Source organism: Ruegeria sp. CDSA141 (genome assembly GCF_059612005.1).
In genome coordinates this window covers 590,354-609,152 of record NZ_JBXWPT010000001.1, presented here as the reverse complement: position 1 = coordinate 609,152, position 18,799 = coordinate 590,354, and the positions used below count along the sequence as shown (strand labels likewise).

Below are 18,799 nucleotides of genomic sequence, written 5' to 3'. Positions count from 1 at the left end.
CCCCGAGGGGCAGAAAAAGAACAGGCGAGGGCCATGGAAGGTTTTACAATAATTGACGGGGTGGTCGCGCTGATCATCGTGCTGTCGGGCTTGCTGGCCTACTCACGCGGTTTCATGCGCGAGGTTCTGGCCATTGCAGGCTGGGTCGCAGCGGCTGTTCTGGCATTCATCTTTGCCCCACAGGCCGTGCCGCTGGTCAAGGAAATACCGGTGGTCGGAGATTTCCTGCGCGACAGCTGTGAACTGTCGGTGATCACCGGTTTTGCAGCAGTCTTCGCCGTGGCGCTGATTGTGGTCAGCATCTTTACACCGCTGTTTTCATCGCTGGTCCAGCGCTCGGCTTTGGGCGGGCTGGATCAGGCGCTGGGGCTGTTCTTCGGCATCGCGCGCGGCATTCTGCTGGTTGCAATCGCCTTCTTTGTCTATGACACGGTCATGACCGGCCAGTCCTATACAATCGTGGACGAAAGCCGCTCGGCCAAAGTGTTCGAGCAGTTCAGCAGCCAGATTGAAGAACAAAACCCCGAAGCGGCTCTGGGGTGGGTGACTGCACAATATGAAGAGTTGGTCGCCAGCTGCACCGCAGGAAACGAACAACCCGCAACCACCGCACCCGCTGACGGGTAATCTCAGGTTGCATTGAATAATGAAAGCCCGGCACTGTCCGGGCTTTTTCGATTCAAATATACCCTTCCCCGCCACAGACCGTGCAGCGGATCGTTTTCAGCCCGAAACACCCGTCACACCGGCTGGAGATCGGTTTGCCAAGAATATCCCGGCTTTTGACAACTTCGCCCGCGCCGTTGCAGATCTGACAGGGCGCCCGACCCATTCCCCGGCACCTGTGGCACCGTTGCTTGATCCGCTCCTGCTTTTTCTGTTGAGGTTTATGTTGCCACATTCCGGCCCTTTGCGTGCTGCACCCATCCTGACTTGCACATATTAAATGGCATGACAGCACATATGATTGCACATGTCATCTTCTTCCTGACCCTGCCGCGATCCCTGAAATCCCGACCTGCGGCAATAGGTGAGTGTGATCCTTTGATGACAGCCACGCCATTAGGCATTATGTGGAGGCCAACCCGCCACGGAATCGGAGCCACCGATCTTGTTCTTTCTGTACGAATGCGCGCTGGTCGTAACAATGGTCGCCCAATTGGCGTCGTTTTCGCCTGCTACCAAATTGTCCGCACGCACCTTACAGAGGATCCAGCGCCGACCAGCGGTCAATCCTCAGATCATATCGTCATAGAAGTTGGAGCCCGTAAATGTGTGGGATTTTGGGAATCGCAAGTCGGACACATGATGTGTTTGCCGAAATCTATGACGGGTTGCTGATGCTGCAGCACCGGGGTCAGGATGCCTCAGGGATCGTGACCTACAACGGCGAGTTCTTCCGCGAAAAGAAGGCGAACGGCCTAGTCAAGGACGTGTTCAATGCCCAGGATGCGGAAACCCTTTTGGGCCATGTAGGCATGGGGCATGTGCGCTATCCGACGGCGGGATCTCTCAGCGCGGCCGAGGCGCAGCCCTTTTTTGTAAACGCCCCCTACGGAATCTATCTGGTTCACAACGGCAACATCACCAACACTGCTGAACAGCGCGAGAAGGTCACTGGCAAATATAGCCGCCACCTGCGCACCACGTCAGACTCTGAAATCCTGCTGAACGTGCTGGCCGACAAAGTGGCCGACGCGATCAAGGTGAATGGCAATCGCGAGCCCATCCGCAACCTCTTTGCCGGTGTGAAGATGACGATGGAACGCGTTCAGGGCGCCTATTCCGTGATCTGTCTGGTCGCCGGTGTCGGCATGCTGGCTTTCCGCGATCCGTTTGGCATTCGCCCGCTGTCAGTCGCCAAACGCGAAGTGGACGGAGACGGCGATGATTATGCCTTTGCCTCGGAAGACGTGGCCTTTGGCATCAACGGCTTTGAAAAGCTGCGTGATCTTCGCCCGGGTGAGGCAATTCTGATCGATCTGGACGGCAACATGCACGAGTTTCAGGCGGTCGAAGGCAAGCTGACGCCCTGCATATTCGAGTATGTCTACCTGGCCCGCCCGGACTCTTTGCTGGACGGTGTTTCGGTTTACAAAACTCAGATGCGCATGGGTCAGACGCTGGCCAAGCAGATTCAGGACTCGGGCCTGGAAATCGACCGGATCATCCCGGTGCCCGACAGTGCCCGCCCTGTGGCTCTGGAAGCCGCGAAGATCACCGGTATCCCTTACCGCGAAGGCCTGGTCAAAAACCGCTATGTCGGGCGCACTTTCATCATGCCCGGTCAGGCAGAGCGGCAGAAATCCGTCCGCCGCAAACTGAATGCCGTCCCGTTGGAATTCGACGGCCACAGTGTCTTGCTGATCGACGATTCCATCGTGCGTGGCAACACCATCAAGAAGATTGTGCAAATGTGCCGCGACGCCGGGGCCAAGAAAGTCTATGTCGCCAGCGCCTCGCCGCCGGTGAAGTACCCCAATGTCTACGGCATAGACATGCCAACCAAGACCGAACTGATTGCAAACGGCAAAGAGATCGAAGAGATCCGCGAAGAACTGGGCGCGGACGCCCTGTTCTATCAGCATCTGGATGACCTGATCTGGGCCGCCAAGGAAGGCAATCCCGAGATCGAAGCCTTCGACTGTTCCTGCTTTGATGGCAACTACATCACAGGCAGCGTCAGCGAAGGTTATCTGGACAATCTGGAAAACAGCAGCCGTGTCAGCCAGAAACGCGCTGACATGCAGGTCCCGGGCGGGTCCTGGAATGCGGCAAAACTGGCCTCGGGCTGAGCGGACGATACGGAACTGACGCAATCGGTTTCCCATTCTGAACGGCGAATCAAAACGGTGGGTCATTCTGGCCCGACGAAGGCTGCCGGACAGCCTGATTGCGGTTTTGTGTCGTGGATGAGTGGAAATTTGCCACAACCAATCGGCGAATTCCGCGCAATCACAAGGGCTTTTTTCAAGGGCACCAAATCGTGATGACACCTGTCCGCGCAGCGCTTTTGTTCACCTGAGCGTTTTGTTATCCGGCGGCGACCACTCACTCAACAAGGGGTTCCGGGCCATGTCCCGGACCACGGATCATGTCAAACGCCACAGTCAAAAGCGCGGCCACGCAGCGAGGTGCGCTGAAGAAGAATTCCGTCTCGGTTCTGGGAGTATTCGGGCCGAAAGCAGACATGCGCGCCCTGATGCGCCTGTCATCGGGCCGTGTAAAAGAGGTCAAACCCGGAAGCCGCGTTGCCTCCGGTACAGTGATCGCGATTGATGAGCATGGCATCATGCTGCGACAAAGCGGCCAGACCAAGCGTATCGCCATTCCCGGAGGCTGATCGCATCTTGACGCCCCGCGCCCGGGGGTTCAAACCGCAGGCATGACCGACAAGACCAAAATTGCCCTGATAACCGGGGCCTCTCGCGGGCTGGGCGCTGCCCTGGCCGAAGCACTGGCACCCGAATACCACATCGTCGCCGTCGCCCGGACCACCGGCGGGCTGGAAGAACTTGACGATCGCATCAAAGCCAAGGGTGGCTCGGCCACGCTGGCACCGATGGACATCACCGATCCGAACGCGATGGCAACCCTGTGCCGCGGAATCCATGACCGTTGGGGCAAGGTGGATCTGTGGCTGCACACGGCCATTCACACCTCGGCGCTGACACCGGTACATTTCGTCGACCCCAAGGAATGGACCAAGGCAGTCAACACGAACGCAAACGCAACTTCGGTTCTGATTCCGTACGTCACGCCCCTGCTGGGTGAAAACGGCCACGCGGTGTTTTTCGATGACCCGAAAGCCGGTGAGAAGTTCTATGGCATCTACGGTGCCACCAAAGCCGCGCAAATGGCTCTGGCCCGCAGTTGGGAGGCCGAAACCAAACGCACTGGTCCGACGGTTTCGATTGTGGAACCAGCGCCGATGCCGACCGCCGTGCGTGCACGATTCCATCCGGGTGAAGACCGCGATGCGTTGACGAGCACGGCTGATGAGGCCGCCCGGATTCTGGCGCTGCTTTAGGAAATGGCCTTGACGGGCCATGCCTCCGGCGGGGATATTTTTAGCCAGATGAAGATGGGATCAGGCGATATGAACGCCGTTGCTCCCGGCGAGATCGACGAAGAACTGCCACGCGACACGACCCGAACGCGATCCGCGAGTGGCCTGCCATTCAATTGCCTCGGCGCGCAGGGTTTCGGCATCGACCGAAACGCCATAGGCCGCGCAATAGCGGTCGATCATGGCAAGATATTCGTCCTGATCGCAGGGATGAAATCCCAGCCACAATCCGAAGCGGTCGGACAATGATACCTTTTCCTCGACCGCCTCTGACGGGTTGATGGCGCTGGAACGTTCGTTTTCAATCATGTCCCGCGGCATCAGGTGGCGGCGGTTCGAGGTCGCGTAGAATACCACGTTTTCCGGGCGACCTTCTATGCCGCCATCCAGAACGGCCTTGAGCGATTTGTAATGCTGGTCATCGTGACTGAACGAGAGGTCGTCGCAAAACAGGATGAACCGATAAGGTGCCGTGCGCAGGTGGTTCAGCAGGCGGGCGACCGAACCCATGTCTTCGCGCTGAAGTTCCACTAGTTTCAGTTCGGGGTGGTCCGCGCTTAGCGCGCCGTGAACGGCTTTCACGAGGCTGGATTTGCCCATCCCTCGCGCCCCCCATAGCAACGCATTGTTTGCCTTGTAACCAGCCGCGAACCGGCGCGTATTATCAAGCAACGTGTCACGCGACCTATTGATGCCGACCAACAGATCCAGATCGACGCGATTGACCTGTTCAACCGGTTCCAGCCGTTCCGGTTCCACATGCCAGACAAAGGCCGGGGCTGCGTTGAAATCCGGTGTGGCCAAAGGCGCCGGCGCCATGCGCTCCAACGCGGCAGCAATACGGTTCAGGGCTTGGTCGTCCATCGGCTCCTCCGGTCAGTTCTGGATCGGTTCAAAGCATGTTCTGATTGGCGCAACAAGGCCAGCGAACGAAAAAGGCGCGCCCGTCGGGGCGCGCCTCAGTTGCTGTGTCAGCAGATTAATTGTCGTCTTCGAATTCCCGCATCAGGTCTTCGTCTGCTTCGGCTTCTTCATCATCGTAGTAACCTTCAGCCCGCAATTGCTCTTCCCGTTTCCTTTCGACCCGAGCCACCAGGAAGATCGAGATCTCGTAGAGGCCGTAGACCACAACAAAGAGAATGATCTGGGTGATCACGTCAGGGGGTGTCACGATCGCCGCCAGCACCAAAATGCCAACAACCGCGTATTTCCGCATTGCACCCAGACCCTCGGCGCTCACCAGTCCTGCCTTGCCCATGAGGGTTAGAAGAACCGGCAATTGGAAGCACAGCCCAAAGGCCACGATGAACTTGATCGTCAGGTTCAGGTATTCCTGCGCCGAGCCCTGAAACACCACGCTTAGCGGCGCTGTAGTTACTCCATCGGCCACGGCTTCACCTTCAGCCCCGAACTGCTGGAACCCAAGGAAGAAGTCATAGGCCAACGGCGTCACAACGTAGAAAGCAAAGCTTGCGCCCAGAAGGAACATGAAGGGCGAGGCCAGCATGAAAGGCAGAAACGCGTTCTTTTCCGACTTGTAGAGGCCCGGAGCCACAAAGCGCCACATCTGCATCCCGATATAGGGAAAGGCCAGAATGAACCCGCCGAGCAGCGAGACCTTGATCGCGACAAAGAACCCTTCCTGCGGCGATATGAAGATCAGGCCGCAATCCTGTCCACGCTCGTTCAGAACCTCACATAGGGGATTGGTCAGAAAGTTGAAGAGCGGCGTGGCCACTGTAAAGCAGATGATCATCCCGACCAGAAAGGCCACGACGCAGTGGATCAACCGCGTACGCAGCTCGGCCAGATGCTCGATCAATGGGGCCGAGGTATCTTCGATCTCGTCGGTCTTGGTCATGTTTCGCCTTCAGTCTTCAGCGCCGCTTCGGCTTCTTCGGCCTTGGCCAGTGCCTCGGCAGCTTCCTTGGCTTTGCGCTCGGCGGCGGCGCGGGCAGTTGAGGCCTGAATTTTCTTGGCCTGCTCGGCCCGCTCTGCTGCCAGTTTACCGGTTTCGCTGTCAGGATCGAACTTAGTGGGATCGATGCTTTTCGCCATATCCTGCGCGGCTTGCTTTACGCCATCCATGGCCGAGCCCACAGGGTTCGCGGCAGCGTTGAGACCTTTCTTGATTTCGTTCACTCCGGCCTGATCGGCAGCTTCGTTCATGGCGCTGCTGAATTCGCGCGCCATGCCACGGGCCTTGCCGACAAAACGCCCCACATTGCGAAACAACACCGGCAGGTCCTTCGGCCCGACAACGATCAGGGCGACAATGCCGATGACCAGAAGCTCGGTCCAGCCCAGATCAAACATCTGTGGTTACACCTTGTCTTTCTCGGTCTCGGGTGTGACATCCTTGGCCAGTTCCGACGCGTCCTGTTCCAGTTCTTCCGAACCGTCTTTGACGCCCTTCTTGAACGCAGTGATGCCTTTGCCGACTTCGCCCATCAGCGAGCTGATCTTGCCACGGCCAAACAGAACCAGAACCACAACGGCGATCAGCAGAAGACCGGGAAGGCCAATATTGTTGAGCATGTCTCTTCTCCTTTTTCATCGACGCATGTGCGCCGGGAATATGAACTGGGACCGTGTTTACGCCCGTATGCCCTGCCTCAAAAGGGATTAGGCGAAAATTGAGCACGAAAATTGAAGCGATCTGCAAAAAACTATGGGCTCGCATTTTCCAACTGACAGGTTTATGTCAGTTGGAAGTGACTAGAACGATGGTATCGAAACCTGGTCAACGGAGACTCACATGACCCAAGTTGCAGAATTTGTCACTTTCACCCTGGCCGAAGGCACAACGACCGAAGAGTTCATAAAGCTCAGCCAGGCCACCGAAGCGTTTGTTCGCGCCGCTCCCGGCTTTGTTCATCGCAACCTTAGCATGGGCGATGACGGGGGGTGGACGGATTGTGTGGTCTGGCAGAACATGAATGCCGCGCAGGATGCCGCGGCCAAGTTTCCCCAGCAGGATTTTGCGCCCGCCCTGATGGCCGCCATCAAACCCGGCAGCGAAAAGATGCGCCATGAAAATGTGCTATGGAACATGACCGTTTAAAGGTGGTCCGGACGGCGTGTCATGCGCCGAACTGACCGCCTGTTCGATATCATCCAGATCCTGCGCGATGGCAAACTGCACCGCGCGCAGGACATCGCGGACCGGCTGGAAGTGTCGGTCCGCACCATCTATCGCGACATGGATACTCTGGTCGCTTCGGGCGTCCCGGTCGAAGGTGAGCGCGGCGTGGGTTACATGGTGCGCGAGCAGATCACCCTGCCGCCGCTGAATCTGACCCCGGCCGAGCTTGAGGCACTGAACCTCGGTATGGCCATCGTTGCCGAGGCCGCGGATCCAGAGCTGAAAGCCGCTGCGAACTCTCTGGCCGACAAGATCGATGCCGTTCTGCCCACACAGGTTGTGGCCGAGGCCGATACCTGGAAATTCGCGGTCTATCCTTTCGCCGATGCAGCCCGTGGGCTTGCGCATATGGCACCGATCCGCGCGGCCATCAAATCGCGCCAGAAGCTTCAACTGTCCTACCGCCGCATTGACGGTGTTTTGACCGAGCGTACCATCCGTCCTTTACACATGGAATACTGGGGCCGCGTCTGGACCCTGACTTCTTGGTGCGAATTGCGAAACGGTTTCCGCGTCTTCCGTATCGACCTGATCGAATCCGTCTCGCCGCTGCCAGAGATCTTCGCAGACGAACCCGGAAAACGCCTGAGCGACTACGACCCCCGCGCCTGACAGGCAGCCGTGTTCAGGATTGTCCCGGACAGAGTGCACAGCCCAAAACGGGCCATGTATCCTCACTTCAGGTAGGGATCCGGATCAACGGATTCAAAACCTTTGCGCACTTCGAAATGCACATAGGCATCGTCTCCGCCCCGCAACTGCGCCAGCTTTTGCCCACGGCGTATCCGATCACCTTTCTTGACGGTGATATCATCAACGTTGGCATAGACCGTCAGCAGATCGTTATTGTGTTTAACCACGATTATCGGCACCTGATCCGCGTCCGCCGTAATCGCCGCAACGGTTCCGGCCTCAGCCGCGGTGACTGCTGTGCCAGGGGCCGCGGCGATGTCGATACCTTCGTTCTTGCCCTTTTTATATCCACGGATGATGGTGCCGCTGACCGGCAGAGACAAGGCGGTAGACCGCGTGTTTGTAGGGGCTTCGGCAGTCACATCAGGGGCTTCGGCGAGCGGTTCAACCTTTTCATCGGGCAAGGGTTGCGTGGCACTTGGAGGCGTTGGCGTCGGCGATCCCTGCCCCGGGTCCGTTACCTCGGTGGCCGCAACAGGCGCCTCCGCAGCGGCGCTTTGACGTGGGGCGGGCTGGTTTTTGACCGGGATCAACAGAAACTGACCTTCACGTACGGTAAAGTCGGACCCAAGACCGTTCCATTCCGCCAGCGATTCGACCGGCACCTGATAGAGGCGCGAGATCGTGTACGCCGTTTCGCCGCGCTTGACCTTATGGCGGACAGGTTCCGGCCCGCTTGCGACCGGCGCCGGGGCTGGTTTGGCAGGTTCCAGCGTTGTTGTCCGGACGCCCCCCGTTTCAGGGGCCTGATCAATTGCCGCCCCGGCAACCGACGCGATGTCCACGCCACTGCCCGCGCCCACTGAACGTGGCAGGGCCAGAACTTCGCCCTCTCGCAGGGTGTCGGTTGTCTGAAGGCCATTGAAACGCGACAGCTCACCCTCGGGCAGGCCAACGCGCGCGGCCACATCGCGCACCGTGTCGCCCCGTCGGGCCACGACAACCTGGTAGTTCGGATACGTTATCACCCCCCGGCTATCGGGGGACGGGCGGGACGTTGTTGCCGACTGCACTGCATCAGTGGTCGAAAACCCGCCGATCTGCCCGCGCAGGTCATAATCCAGTGGCCCCTCACACCCGGCCAGAAAGGCCAGAGCGGCCACTCCGGTCGCGCAGCGACGCATAGCTGATTTGGATACTGCACTCATAATTTTGTCCTCAACGCCTGCCCCTGTTGTCCGGGGTTCCGGCGACCAATTTATAAAGCCTGCTACGCCTCGTCCTTGCCAAGCCCTTCAAGCAGGGGCACGAAACGGACCGACGTCAATTCGTCATAGTCCAGACCGTCCTCGGTGCGCGTCACTTTGATCAACTGCTGCACCGTGTCCGACTGACCCACGGGTAAAACCATAATACCTCCGATTTTCAGCTGCGCCAAGAGTGGTCCCGGAGGGTCTTCGGCCGCCGCCGTCACAATGATCCGATCAAACGGAGCCTGTTCCGGTAAACCAAAGGATCCATCCGACAACATGGACGTGATATTCGTAAGCCCCAGATCGGCAAAAAGCTTTCCTGTCTCGCTGACCAGCCGCCGGTGGCGTTCGACCGTATAGACCCGGCGCGCCAGTTTCGACAAGATTGCGGCCTGGTAACCCGACCCCGTTCCGATCTCGAGCACGGTATCGCGCGGCCGAACGTCCAGCGCCTGCGTCATGAGGCCGACGACCGATGGCTGACTGATCGTCTGACCGCAGGAAATCGGCAATGGCATGTCCTCGTAGGCGCGATCCGCGAACAGGCCGGTGACAAAGCGTCCCCGGTCAACCTGTTCCATCGCCGCCAGAACGCGCGCATCCGTAACCCCCCGTTTGCGCAGGGCAAACAGGAACTGCATCACGGTTTCCGGGTCCAATCCGCTCATTCGACCGCCTTCAATGCCTCCAGCATGTCATATGCGGTCAAGTCGGCGCGCATCGGCGTGACCGAGATATAGCCTTCCAGATTGACCGCAGCATCCGTTCCCGGCGCAGTCGGGTTATGCTGATAGCCACCCTTGATCCACAGGAAGCGCCGCCCCGAGGGCGAGCTGTGCGGCTCGACCGAAAAATGCGTGTCGCGCCGGAATCCCTGCGCTGCAACGCGCGTACCCAGCACCTCATCTGCCGGAACAGGTGGAAAATTCACGTTGTAAAACAAACGGTAATCGCCCTGCTCCTCCGGATTTGCATCCAGAATGCGCCGGACCAGATCGGCCCCGTACCGAGCGGCAGCTTCGAACGGGTCGTCCAGCCCCAGGTTTCGTGGGCCGAAATACTGTGACAAGGCAATAGCAGGAATACCTTGCAGGGCCGATTCCATCGCGCCGCCAATAGTGCCCGAATAAAGCGTGTTTTCGGCTGAGTTGTTGCCCCGGTTCACGCCGGACAGGACCAGATCCGGTGGGCAGTCCGTCATCACATCATGCAGCCCCGCCAATACACAATCCGCAGGCGACCCTTCCGCCGCATAACGCCGTTCGCTCAGCTTGGCGATCATTGTGGGGTGGGTGTAACTGATGCAATGCCCGACCCCGGATTGCTCAAAGGCAGGTGCGACAACCCAAACCTCGCCATCCGGCCCTGCCAGTTCGGCAGCGATCGCTTCCAGCGTGATCAAGCCCGGAGCGTTGATCCCGTCATCATTGGTCAGAAGAATACGCATGTGCCCGATCTACCCCCACGTTTGGCCCTTGATAGACCCGGCACTGCGCTGCGGCAAGCGACGTGGACCTGCAACCTGAGGCTTTCGCGCACCACTCGTACGGAAATCGAGAGGTCAACTCTGCATCTTGGGAAAAATGAAACACTTGTCACGACGAATGGTCAGCCACATGACACGGCCCGGATTGGGCACAAAGACATTCGGAACCGTCGCCCTGAGGACCGAGCCGTCGTAGTCCATGCGAAACTCGACCAGGCTTTCGTTTCCCAGAAAACGCGCACGTTCGACCACGCCCCGCGCTGCTACTCCATCAGTCGCGGTCGGCAATGGGCCTTTGCCGTTGCGATCAAAATCCAGTTTGACGTGCTGGGGGCGGAAGACGATCTCGACATCCGTTCCATCCGGGATACCCGGCGCCAGGAATTGACCAAAAGGCGTGTCGGCCAGCGCTCCGTTCACTTGCGCTTGCAGCATGTTAATATCACTGAAAAACGCCACGGCTGCCTTGTCTGCAGGTCGGGTGTAGACGTTGTATGGCGCGCCCTGCTGGACGATCTTTCCGCGCCGCATCAGTGCGATCTCATCCGCCATCCGCATTGCCTCTTCCGGCTCGTGTGTGACAAGCAGGACAGCCGCATCCTCTTCCTTGAGAATAGACAGCGTCTCGTCGCGAATACCGTCGCGCAGACGGTTGTCGAGACCCGAGAACGGCTCGTCCATCAGCATGATCCTGGGGCGTGGCGCCAAAGCGCGGGCCAGGGCCACGCGCTGTTGCTCTCCGCCCGATAACTGATGTGGGAAACCGTCGATGAACCGCATCAGGTCCACTTTGCGCAGCAGTTCCTCGACCCGGGCACGTTTCTCGTCCTTGCCGCCCCTCAGGCCAAAGGCCACGTTGTTGGCCACGCTCAGATGAGGAAACAGCGCAAAGTCCTGAAACATCAACCCGATCTCGCGCCGCTCTGGCGGCACCCGAAACACGGTGTCACAGATCAGCTTGCCATCGACGTAGATCTCGCCCGAGTCCTGCATCTCAACCCCGGCAATCATGCGCAAGGTGGTGGATTTCCCGCAGCCAGACGGCCCCAACAAACACGTCACCTTGCCGGCCTGCACGGTCAATGACACGTCATCCACAACGACACGCCCTTCGAACCGGCGAATAATGTTGCGAATTTCCAGACGCGGAGGAGTTGCGTTACCTGTCACCGATGGACCCCATTGCCTGTCCCGATCAAATCCATCGGGCTTGGGCGGGGATAGCAACCCCGCCCCTCAGGTGCAAGCGATCAGCAGCAACCACCGGGTGAAGCTGCTTCGCCTGTGGCCTCAAACGGGCTTTCGCCGCCGCAGCCCTCGAAAATACCGAAGTGGGTAGAAAAATCGCCGATAAAGTCGAAATGGCGGGCAAACCGCGTGTCCCGAAGCATCATCCAGGTATTGCCGCAGACCGGAAAGACCTTACCGGTTTCAATAACGTGGTGATCGTCCAGAACAAACGCATGCGGTGCGTTGGGAACAGTGCCTTTATAGACCACCGCCTGACCGTAATCCTCACAGGCCGGTTCAAGCGCAGGCAGCTTGAACAAACGATAGGTCGCCGAAAGGAATTTGAGCGGTGCAACACGTTCTTCCAACACCGGGTTCTCGATGGTCAGCGGGCGGTGCGTCACCCGGCGCGGATCGCCGAAACCCGCCTTGCGCGCCATCGACAGGAAGTCGTTCCAGTACAATGCACCCGACAGGCACTCGCCATACAAAACCTCATCCTCGGTCATCGCCTGTGGGATACGGCGGTCGGCATAGACGTCCGAGAAGTACATTTCGCCGCCCTCTTTCAGCAACCGGTGCGCGCCCCTCAGAACAGCATCCTTGTCGGTCGCCAGGTTGATGACGCAGTTCGAGACGATGATGTCAAACGATCCGGGCTCCAGATTCAGCTCATCCAGCTTTTCGATGTAACCGTGATGGAATTCCACATTGCTCTGGGCGTGACCAAACGCGCTGGCATGATATTCCTGATGCGCACGGGCGACATCCAATTGCTCAGGCGTCATGTCAATCCCGACAACCCGGCCCTTTTCACCGACCATGGCGGACAAGGCATAGACGTCGCGTCCGGCCCCGCAGCCGAGATCGAGGATCGACATGCTTTCAAGATCCAGCGGCGCGATAAGACCGCAGCCATAGTAGCGCGTCAGCACATCGTAGTGAATCCTTGAGAGGATACGCTTGAGGTGTTCTGGCATGTCGTCAGGTGTACAGCAGGCGTTGGTCTGCAAATCCGCACTGCTTTGCAGGACTTCACCATAATAATTCTGCACCGATTCATGCTTCATCGCGGTCTTCCCCTTGCAAGTGGCTGCATCGCAGCTAATGCACAGGTCCGCGGTTCGCAATCCGGGTAAGGCGCTTCTGACAAAAGTGTGAGCCTTCTGGTGGGGCTTTACGCCAGCAGCTCGAAATCCACACCGGCGCGGATATTGCCATTCACCTGAACTTCAAGCCGATGCGCTCCGGGGACCAGCTTGAAAGTCGTGGCATCGCCCTTCAGTTTGTGACGCTTGTCAAGATTAAGCCTGCCGCCTTTCAGGGTCGCCTGTTTCAGCTTATGCACCTTCGCTGAGGTTTTCCCTCCAGGGCGTTGAAAGTGAATGATATAATCCACCAGGACGAGCTGTTCACCTTCTCCGCTCAAACCGACTGAAAACTCCAATGCGCCGCCGATGCGGGCTTTGGATTTCAGGTCAATCGTTACTGCAACATCGGTATCCGGGTTAAATCCCAGCATTTTCATCGCCTCTGGGTGTCCCGCCTTGACCAGTCCGCGCAGCGCATGAGAAGTCATCCACTCCAGCTCTGCCGTGGTCTGTCGCCCCTCGGCGCGCCACTTGTCCAGACGGCCCAGCACCAGGCCAGGGTCCTTTTTGGTGATGTCATTCAGATGGTTGGCAACGGACCGCGTGACATACCGGGTCGGATCACCGTGCAATCGGTCCAACAGCGGCAACGGGTCCGTCAGACCCAGACCGATGCCCTGCCCCCATGGCAGACGGGGCCGCGTGCCTTCACTGACCAATCGGCGCACGTGATAGCTGTCATGGGTACACCAGTCCTGCATCCGCTCGAGCACCCTGTCCGGGGCATGATTCAGGAAAGGCCGAATGGCCCATTCCATCGAAAACCGCTGCGTCAGCTCTCCCAACACGTCCAAGGATACACCAACGTGACCCAGCCCGATACCAGCGACCCATTCACCCAGAGGCGCGAAAATGAAATCGCCGAAATCATCATCCGATCTGGAAGGGTCCAGCGCAGGCGGCAATGCCCGCAAAATCACCGGGGCGACTGTTGGCAAGTCATCCGGCAGGGCCTGTTGCAGACACTCAGCGATCCAGGCCATACGCTCTTTAAGTTCCAGTTCGGGCAGGCGCGACATGACCTGTGTCCGAAACGCAGGAGCATTGAACGCCGGTTCAGCTTCCACAAATAACTTACTGAGAAAGCTTACCTTATCAGCGTTGAACAACTGATCCTTTAACGAAAACCCCTGCGCCATGGTCACATCGTCAGGTTGGTCGCACCGCCGTCCAGCAGGATGTTCTGGCCGACAATAAAGCCCGCATGTTGCGAACAGAGAAACGCACAGGTGGCACCAAATTCCTGCCGCGAACCATAGCGTCTGACCGGGATTGTCGCCGCACGGTTGGCGCGTGCTTCGTCGATCGAAATACCCTGTTGTTCCGCCACACCGCTGTCCAGAGAATCCGCCCGGTCCGTGGCATGAATACCCGGCAGCAGGTTGTTGATGGTCACCCCGTGTGGCGCCACCTGACGCGAAGTTCCGGCAACATAGCCAGTCAGACCGGTACGCGCCGCATTTGACAGGCCCAGAACCGCAATCGGCGCACGCACGGATTGCGAGGTTATGTTGACCACCCGGCCCCATCCCTTGTCCATCATTTCGGGAAACAACGCTTTCATGAACGCAATCGGTGTCAGCATGTTGCTATCCAGCGCCTTGATGAAATCATCCCGCTCCCAGTCCGACCACGATCCGGGCGGCGGTCCACCGGCATTTGTCACAAGAATATCAACGCCCTGTGCAGCTTTGATCACCTGCGCTTGCCCGTCGGGCGTGGTCACGTCGCAGGCCACGGTCTGCACCTCAACGCCGTGCTCTGACCGCAGGCGCGCGGCCTCAGCCTCCAACGCCTTGGAACCACGTGCGTTCACCACGAGGTTTACGCCAGCCGCAGCAAGCGCCTCGGCGCACCCAAGACCCAATCCCTTGCTGCTGGCACAGACCAGCGCGCGTTTTGCTTGAATTCCCAGATCCATCGGATCCTCCCTGTCAGTCATTGCCGCATGTCTAGCACCGGCCAGACAGGGAAGACCAGAACGGCAGCGCCACCTCAGTAAAAGAACTCTTCCCGGACGATCTTGCCGTCAGCGACGTGATAGACACCCACTTCGCGCATATCGAACGCTTCGCCGGTTTCCTTCACCTTGCCCTGCACTTCGAAAATCACGGCAAAACGGTCTTCGCCATGGGGAAACGGGTCACTGACAGACGCACCAGAAACCTCATGGGCATTCTCCCACCACTCGTGTTTGCCACGGATGGCGTCGAGCCCTTTGGTCTCCCGACCCATTCCCTGAAAGTCCTGCCCTTCGACAGATACGGCGTCGGGTGCATACAGCTTGGACAGGTTTTCCTTGGCCCGGTCTTCCCGGCAACCGGCCACCAGTTCGTCGGCAATCTCTTTCAAATTCATTGATCCACTCCATTGTTTGTTCACTATATGTTCTTATTGCCACAGACGTATGATTCGAACCAGCCCCTTTGTCTTGCTTCGGCAGGATTCCCCGCATATACGCGCGCTCATGCTTGATACCTCGAACCAACCCACATTGCCGCCCGAGATCGCCCGGCGCCGGACATTCGCCATCATCTCGCACCCGGATGCGGGCAAGACGACGCTGACGGAAAAGTTCCTGCTGTACGGGGGTGCGATTCAAATGGCCGGTCAGGTCCGTGCCAAAGGCGAAGCCCGGCGAACGCGGTCGGACTTTATGCAAATGGAGAAGGATCGCGGCATCTCGGTTTCCGCATCCGCAATGTCATTTGACTATGACACCTTCAGGTTCAATCTGGTGGATACGCCGGGTCACTCGGACTTTTCCGAGGATACCTATCGCACGCTGACCGCTGTAGATGCCGCCGTGATGGTGATCGACGGAGCGAAAGGTGTGGAAAGCCAGACGCAGAAACTGTTCGAGGTCTGCCGCCTGCGCGATCTGCCGATCCTGACCTTCTGCAACAAGATGGACCGCGAAAGCCGCGATACGTTCGAGATCATCGACGAAATTCAGGAAATGCTGGCCATCGACGTCACCCCTGCGGCATGGCCCATCGGCGTGGGCCGCGATTTTATCGGCTGCTACGACATGCTGCGTGACCGGCTTGAACTGATGGATCGCGCGGACCGCAACAAGGTGGCCGAAAGCATCGAGATCAATGGGCTGGACGACCCGAAACTGGCGGAACACGTGCCCGAGCATCTGCTGGACAAGCTGCTGGAAGAGGTCGAGATGGCCCGCGAATTGCTGCCCGCGCTTGACCCGCAGGCTGTGCTGGAAGGCCATATGACACCGATCTGGTTCGGTTCGGCCATCAACTCGTTTGGCGTCAAGGAACTGATGGAAGGCATCGGTGCCTATGGCCCGCAGCCACAGGTTCAGTCTGCCGAACCGCGCCAGATATCCCCCGACGAAAAGAAGGTCGCAGGGTTTGTCTTCAAAGTGCAGGCCAACATGGACCCCAAGCACCGCGACCGGGTGGCGTTTGTCCGCATGGCCAGCGGCCACTTCAAGCGAGGTATGAAACTGACCCATGTGCGGTCGAAAAAACCGATGGCGATCTCGAACCCTGTGATGTTCCTCGCCTCAGACCGGGAATTGGCGGAAGAGGCCTGGGCCGGAGATATCATCGGCATTCCCAACCACGGGCAACTGCGTATCGGCGACACCCTAACCGAAGGCGAAGCGCTGCGCGTGACCGGCATCCCCTCCTTCGCGCCGGAACTGCTGCAAACAGTGCGGCCCGGAGACCCGATGAAGGCCAAGCATCTGGAAAAAGCCCTGATGCAGTTCGCCGAAGAAGGCGCCGCCAAAGTGTTCAAACCCTCGATCGGCTCGGGTTTTATCGTGGGGGTCGTTGGTGCATTGCAGTTCGAAGTGCTCGCCAGCCGGATCGAGATGGAATACGGCCTGCCCGTGCGCTTTGAAGCATCGCAGTTCACCTCGGCCCGATGGGTCAGTGGTGAAAAGACCGAGGTCGAAAAGTTCGTGAATGCCAACAAACAGCACATCGCCCATGACCATGACGGCGACATTGTCTATCTGACCCGCCTGCAATGGGATATCGACCGGGTCGTCCGCGATTATCCCGCGCTGAATCTGACCGCGACAAAAGAGATGATGACCTGAGGCGACTGGCTGATTGCGCAGCCGAACCCGGCTGTGCAATCCTGCGCGCATGAGTGACGACGAACTGACCTATCCCGGTGGCCTGCCCGACATGCTGGACAGCTATGAGAACCGGCGCAGCCCGTTTCAGTTCGGCACCCTGACCCTGCCCGTGCTTGACGTCGATCTGGAAGATCTGGCCAAACGAACCGTGCCCGACACAGCCACCGAATTGCCGCCCGGACACAGTAGCACGTGGGACCGTAAGCGCGTCCAGATCGCGCGGGAATTTGTCGGGAATTCGGAGCTTGCCTTCCTCAACGCCCAACTGATCTCGAACCTAAGAAAGCGGTCATTCCCGCGTCAGGCCCCTGCGCTGTTCTGCCGGGTGTGGCAAGAGCAATCAGATCACCTTCTTTCCGTCCTCGACCTGCGATGGCTGGTGTCTTCTGTTCAGACCTTTGCCGATCATGGTCAGACCCCGACACAGCGCGAGGTCGGACATGCCTTGCGCGTATTCTTCGGCATGATGAAACTGTATGAGTTCGAGAGGCTCTTCTCGGGGCTGGCCCCGGAAACGCCGTTTCAGTTCAAGGACAGGAAACACGTGCCGCTGCCCTATCAGATGAAAGGCTTTTCCTTCGAAAAGGGCGGCCTGGATGTCAATCTCATCGCCCCGATCTGGACCAAGGCGATGAACGATCCCACCATTGCGCCACTCGTGGATCACCTGATGACCGAACTGAACAAGGACCCCGGCGGTGTCTTTCGGCGTCTGAAACTCATGCGCGACACCCGCGCGCCGCGCAAATGACCACCTGGGGCATTGTCTCGATGGTCCGAGGGCCAACCGAAGACGTCCTTCGGTTCGTGGCCCATCACCTCGAACTGGGGGCGGATTTCATGTATATCTACATGGACGAGCCCAACCGCCGCACGTTCAGAGCACTCAGAATGCACCCCAAGGTCCGGGTTCGCGTCTGTGATGATGCCTTTTGGGAAAAACGCGGACGCGCACGACCGGAAAAACATCAGGTGCGCCAGTCGGTTCACGCCACTTTTGCCTACCGAAACACTCAACTGGATTGGTTGACCCATATCGACGTGGATGAATTTCTATGGTCTACAATCCCCATCGCAGATGTGTTGCGCGATGTTCCGAACGCGGTTCACGCCGCCCGTGTCCGCCCGTTAGAGGCGCTGGCCGGGGGCAAAGACCTGTACAAAGCACATATCCCGCATGGCCCGAACCGCGAGGCGTTGGTCGAGACCATCTATCCGAATTACGGCGCGTTTGTCATGGGTGGTTTCCTAAGCCACGTGCAGGGAAAGTTGTTCGTGCGCACCGGATTGAAAAACTTAAGCTTCCGCATCCACAACCTGTTTCAGAACAAAGTGCTTCTGCCCTGCAAACACGAACTCCCTCAGATCGATCTGTGCCATCGCCATGCCCCGGGTTGGGACCACTGGATTGCGCATTATCAGTTTCGCATGGATCGCGGCTCGTATCAGGCTGGCATGGCACCGAATGTCCCGCGTGACCAGGGTGGTCTGAGCAAGAATGAATTACTCAACTGGATCGAGGTCGAACAAGGCATGGACGGCCTGCGCGCGTTCTACAAAGAAATGAGCGGCACAGACTCAGGGGTGTGCGCCAACCTGGAACGCCACGGCCTGCTGCGCCACCGACCATTGAACCTGGACGAAAAGCTAGAGAAACACTTCCCCGGAAGTTGCTGAATTGTTGCTGAAATTCACGGAAAGCCACGGGCAGGAACAGG

21 protein-coding genes are annotated in these 18,799 nt (G+C 58.6%); 9 read left to right on the top strand and 12 right to left on the bottom strand.

The genetic code is table 11. The features are described 5' to 3' along the window. The first annotated feature begins 33 nt into the window (after nucleotides 1-33). The 4 genes from AC2FLP_RS03095 (at nucleotide 34) to AC2FLP_RS03080 (ending at nucleotide 4,030) form a co-directional block, all read left to right on the top strand. Nucleotides 34-627 carry a CvpA family protein gene (locus AC2FLP_RS03095; RefSeq protein ID WP_117868764.1) on the top strand — a complete coding sequence of 198 codons (594 nt, stop codon included), beginning with the start codon at nucleotides 34-36 and terminating at the stop codon, nucleotides 625-627. Nucleotides 628-1,271: 644 nt separating this feature from the next. Then, on the top strand, nucleotides 1,272-2,795 hold the full coding sequence (gene purF / locus AC2FLP_RS03090) for an amidophosphoribosyltransferase (RefSeq protein WP_117868762.1): 1,524 nt from the start codon (nucleotides 1,272-1,274) through the stop codon (nucleotides 2,793-2,795). A 299-nt stretch (nucleotides 2,796-3,094) separates the two neighbouring features. Continuing rightward, the gene (locus tag AC2FLP_RS03085) at nucleotides 3,095-3,343 is read left to right on the top strand and encodes a hypothetical protein (RefSeq protein ID WP_117868761.1); all 249 of its coding nucleotides are present in this window, start codon (nucleotides 3,095-3,097) and stop codon (nucleotides 3,341-3,343) included. A gap of 42 nt (nucleotides 3,344-3,385) precedes the next feature. Continuing rightward, the gene (locus tag AC2FLP_RS03080) at nucleotides 3,386-4,030 is read left to right on the top strand and encodes an SDR family NAD(P)-dependent oxidoreductase (protein ID WP_299893777.1); all 645 of its coding nucleotides are present in this window, start codon (nucleotides 3,386-3,388) and stop codon (nucleotides 4,028-4,030) included. A 60-nt stretch (nucleotides 4,031-4,090) separates the two neighbouring features. On the opposite strand, the gene AC2FLP_RS03075 is transcribed toward AC2FLP_RS03080, so the two are convergent. The 4 genes from AC2FLP_RS03075 to AC2FLP_RS03060 all read right to left on the bottom strand — a co-directional run bounded on the left by AC2FLP_RS03075 (nucleotide 4,091) and on the right by AC2FLP_RS03060 (nucleotide 6,607). Continuing rightward, nucleotides 4,091-4,933, bottom strand: coding sequence for an ATP-binding protein (locus AC2FLP_RS03075; RefSeq protein WP_299893778.1), 843 nt, complete (start codon nucleotides 4,931-4,933; stop codon nucleotides 4,091-4,093). 115 nt (nucleotides 4,934-5,048) lie between these two features. Beyond that, the gene (gene tatC / locus AC2FLP_RS03070) at nucleotides 5,049-5,930 is read right to left on the bottom strand and encodes a twin-arginine translocase subunit TatC (RefSeq protein WP_299893780.1); all 882 of its coding nucleotides are present in this window, start codon (nucleotides 5,928-5,930) and stop codon (nucleotides 5,049-5,051) included. Then, nucleotides 5,927-6,385, bottom strand: a complete 459-nt coding sequence (gene tatB, locus AC2FLP_RS03065) for a Sec-independent protein translocase protein TatB (RefSeq protein ID WP_117868757.1) — start codon at nucleotides 6,383-6,385, stop codon at nucleotides 5,927-5,929. Before tatB ends, tatC begins: the two co-directional genes overlap by 4 nt. A 6-nt stretch (nucleotides 6,386-6,391) precedes the next feature. Next, the gene (locus AC2FLP_RS03060) at nucleotides 6,392-6,607 is read right to left on the bottom strand and encodes a twin-arginine translocase TatA/TatE family subunit (protein ID WP_117868756.1); all 216 of its coding nucleotides are present in this window, start codon (nucleotides 6,605-6,607) and stop codon (nucleotides 6,392-6,394) included. Between the two features lie 220 nt (nucleotides 6,608-6,827). Between AC2FLP_RS03060 and AC2FLP_RS03055 the strand changes: the two genes are divergently transcribed. Both AC2FLP_RS03055 and AC2FLP_RS03050 read left to right on the top strand, forming a co-directional pair. Beyond that, complete coding sequence (locus tag AC2FLP_RS03055) at nucleotides 6,828-7,133, top strand: hypothetical protein (RefSeq protein WP_496680810.1); 306 nt, start codon at nucleotides 6,828-6,830, stop codon at nucleotides 7,131-7,133. A 21-nt stretch (nucleotides 7,134-7,154) separates the two neighbouring features. Continuing rightward, complete coding sequence (locus AC2FLP_RS03050) at nucleotides 7,155-7,826, top strand: helix-turn-helix transcriptional regulator (RefSeq protein WP_496680812.1); 672 nt, start codon at nucleotides 7,155-7,157, stop codon at nucleotides 7,824-7,826. Nucleotides 7,827-7,888: 62 nt separating this feature from the next. On the opposite strand, the gene AC2FLP_RS03045 is transcribed toward AC2FLP_RS03050, so the two are convergent. The 8 genes from AC2FLP_RS03045 to AC2FLP_RS03010 form a co-directional block, all read right to left on the bottom strand. Next, on the bottom strand, nucleotides 7,889-9,055 hold the full coding sequence (locus tag AC2FLP_RS03045; protein WP_496680815.1) for a LysM peptidoglycan-binding domain-containing protein: 1,167 nt from the start codon (nucleotides 9,053-9,055) through the stop codon (nucleotides 7,889-7,891). A 62-nt stretch (nucleotides 9,056-9,117) separates the two neighbouring features. Further along, nucleotides 9,118-9,768 (bottom strand): protein-L-isoaspartate(D-aspartate) O-methyltransferase, encoded by a 651-nt coding sequence (locus AC2FLP_RS03040; protein WP_117868752.1) that lies wholly within the window; start codon nucleotides 9,766-9,768, stop codon nucleotides 9,118-9,120. Then, on the bottom strand, nucleotides 9,765-10,547 hold the full coding sequence (gene surE / locus AC2FLP_RS03035) for a 5'/3'-nucleotidase SurE (RefSeq protein ID WP_496680817.1): 783 nt from the start codon (nucleotides 10,545-10,547) through the stop codon (nucleotides 9,765-9,767). Before surE ends, AC2FLP_RS03040 begins: the two co-directional genes overlap by 4 nt. 114 nt (nucleotides 10,548-10,661) lie before the next feature. Beyond that, on the bottom strand, nucleotides 10,662-11,756 hold the full coding sequence (locus AC2FLP_RS03030) for an ABC transporter ATP-binding protein (protein WP_496680819.1): 1,095 nt from the start codon (nucleotides 11,754-11,756) through the stop codon (nucleotides 10,662-10,664). 80 nt (nucleotides 11,757-11,836) lie between these two features. After that, on the bottom strand, nucleotides 11,837-12,886 hold the full coding sequence (locus AC2FLP_RS03025) for a methyltransferase domain-containing protein (protein ID WP_496680822.1): 1,050 nt from the start codon (nucleotides 12,884-12,886) through the stop codon (nucleotides 11,837-11,839). A 107-nt stretch (nucleotides 12,887-12,993) separates the two neighbouring features. Beyond that, nucleotides 12,994-14,106: a YhaZ family DNA alkylation repair protein gene (locus AC2FLP_RS03020; RefSeq protein ID WP_496680825.1), complete on the bottom strand. Its 1,113-nt coding sequence runs from the start codon at nucleotides 14,104-14,106 to the stop codon at nucleotides 12,994-12,996. A 2-nt stretch (nucleotides 14,107-14,108) separates the two neighbouring features. Further along, nucleotides 14,109-14,888 (bottom strand): SDR family oxidoreductase, encoded by a 780-nt coding sequence (locus AC2FLP_RS03015; protein WP_496681605.1) that lies wholly within the window; start codon nucleotides 14,886-14,888, stop codon nucleotides 14,109-14,111. Between the two features lie 74 nt (nucleotides 14,889-14,962). Continuing rightward, nucleotides 14,963-15,325 carry a nuclear transport factor 2 family protein gene (locus tag AC2FLP_RS03010; RefSeq protein WP_299893793.1) on the bottom strand — a complete coding sequence of 121 codons (363 nt, stop codon included), beginning with the start codon at nucleotides 15,323-15,325 and terminating at the stop codon, nucleotides 14,963-14,965. 109 nt (nucleotides 15,326-15,434) lie between these two features. On the opposite strand from AC2FLP_RS03010, the gene AC2FLP_RS03005 reads away from it, so the two are divergent. The 3 genes from AC2FLP_RS03005 to AC2FLP_RS02995 are packed head-to-tail and all read left to right on the top strand — an operon-like array spanning nucleotide 15,435 to nucleotide 18,758. Continuing rightward, complete coding sequence (locus tag AC2FLP_RS03005; RefSeq protein WP_299893795.1) at nucleotides 15,435-17,039, top strand: peptide chain release factor 3; 1,605 nt, start codon at nucleotides 15,435-15,437, stop codon at nucleotides 17,037-17,039. Between the two features lie 49 nt (nucleotides 17,040-17,088). Beyond that, complete coding sequence (locus AC2FLP_RS03000; RefSeq protein WP_496680828.1) at nucleotides 17,089-17,832, top strand: hypothetical protein; 744 nt, start codon at nucleotides 17,089-17,091, stop codon at nucleotides 17,830-17,832. After that, on the top strand, nucleotides 17,829-18,758 hold the full coding sequence (locus AC2FLP_RS02995) for a glycosyltransferase family 2 protein (protein ID WP_496680830.1): 930 nt from the start codon (nucleotides 17,829-17,831) through the stop codon (nucleotides 18,756-18,758). Before AC2FLP_RS03000 ends, AC2FLP_RS02995 begins: the two co-directional genes overlap by 4 nt. Nucleotides 18,759-18,799 lie beyond the last annotated feature (41 nt).

Bases quoted from the DNA above. Each gene is read 5' to 3' on its own strand.
- purF (WP_117868762.1), top strand. From the start codon at position 1,272: ATGTGTGGGATTTTGGGAATCGCAAGTCGGACACATGATGTGTTTGCC.
- AC2FLP_RS03075 (WP_299893778.1), bottom strand. From the start codon at position 4,933: ATGGACGACCAAGCCCTGAACCGTATTGCTGCCGCGTTGGAGCGCATG.
- AC2FLP_RS03060 (WP_117868756.1), bottom strand. From the start codon at position 6,607: ATGCTCAACAATATTGGCCTTCCCGGTCTTCTGCTGATCGCCGTTGTG.
- AC2FLP_RS03020 (WP_496680825.1), bottom strand. From the start codon at position 14,106: ATGGCGCAGGGGTTTTCGTTAAAGGATCAGTTGTTCAACGCTGATAAG.
- AC2FLP_RS03095 (WP_117868764.1), top strand. From the start codon at position 34: ATGGAAGGTTTTACAATAATTGACGGGGTGGTCGCGCTGATCATCGTG.
- AC2FLP_RS03045 (WP_496680815.1), bottom strand. From the start codon at position 9,055: ATGAGTGCAGTATCCAAATCAGCTATGCGTCGCTGCGCGACCGGAGTG.
- AC2FLP_RS03080 (WP_299893777.1), top strand. From the start codon at position 3,386: ATGACCGACAAGACCAAAATTGCCCTGATAACCGGGGCCTCTCGCGGG.
- AC2FLP_RS03085 (WP_117868761.1), top strand. From the start codon at position 3,095: ATGTCAAACGCCACAGTCAAAAGCGCGGCCACGCAGCGAGGTGCGCTG.
- AC2FLP_RS02995 (WP_496680830.1), top strand. From the start codon at position 17,829: ATGACCACCTGGGGCATTGTCTCGATGGTCCGAGGGCCAACCGAAGAC.
- AC2FLP_RS03000 (WP_496680828.1), top strand. From the start codon at position 17,089: ATGAGTGACGACGAACTGACCTATCCCGGTGGCCTGCCCGACATGCTG.
- AC2FLP_RS03005 (WP_299893795.1), top strand. From the start codon at position 15,435: ATGCTTGATACCTCGAACCAACCCACATTGCCGCCCGAGATCGCCCGG.
- tatC (WP_299893780.1), bottom strand. From the start codon at position 5,930: ATGACCAAGACCGACGAGATCGAAGATACCTCGGCCCCATTGATCGAG.
- AC2FLP_RS03050 (WP_496680812.1), top strand. From the start codon at position 7,155: ATGCGCCGAACTGACCGCCTGTTCGATATCATCCAGATCCTGCGCGAT.
- AC2FLP_RS03055 (WP_496680810.1), top strand. From the start codon at position 6,828: ATGACCCAAGTTGCAGAATTTGTCACTTTCACCCTGGCCGAAGGCACA.
- surE (WP_496680817.1), bottom strand. From the start codon at position 10,547: ATGCGTATTCTTCTGACCAATGATGACGGGATCAACGCTCCGGGCTTG.
- AC2FLP_RS03015 (WP_496681605.1), bottom strand. From the start codon at position 14,888: ATGGATCTGGGAATTCAAGCAAAACGCGCGCTGGTCTGTGCCAGCAGC.
- AC2FLP_RS03040 (WP_117868752.1), bottom strand. From the start codon at position 9,768: ATGAGCGGATTGGACCCGGAAACCGTGATGCAGTTCCTGTTTGCCCTG.
- AC2FLP_RS03010 (WP_299893793.1), bottom strand. From the start codon at position 15,325: ATGAATTTGAAAGAGATTGCCGACGAACTGGTGGCCGGTTGCCGGGAA.
- AC2FLP_RS03025 (WP_496680822.1), bottom strand. From the start codon at position 12,886: ATGAAGCATGAATCGGTGCAGAATTATTATGGTGAAGTCCTGCAAAGC.
- tatB (WP_117868757.1), bottom strand. From the start codon at position 6,385: ATGTTTGATCTGGGCTGGACCGAGCTTCTGGTCATCGGCATTGTCGCC.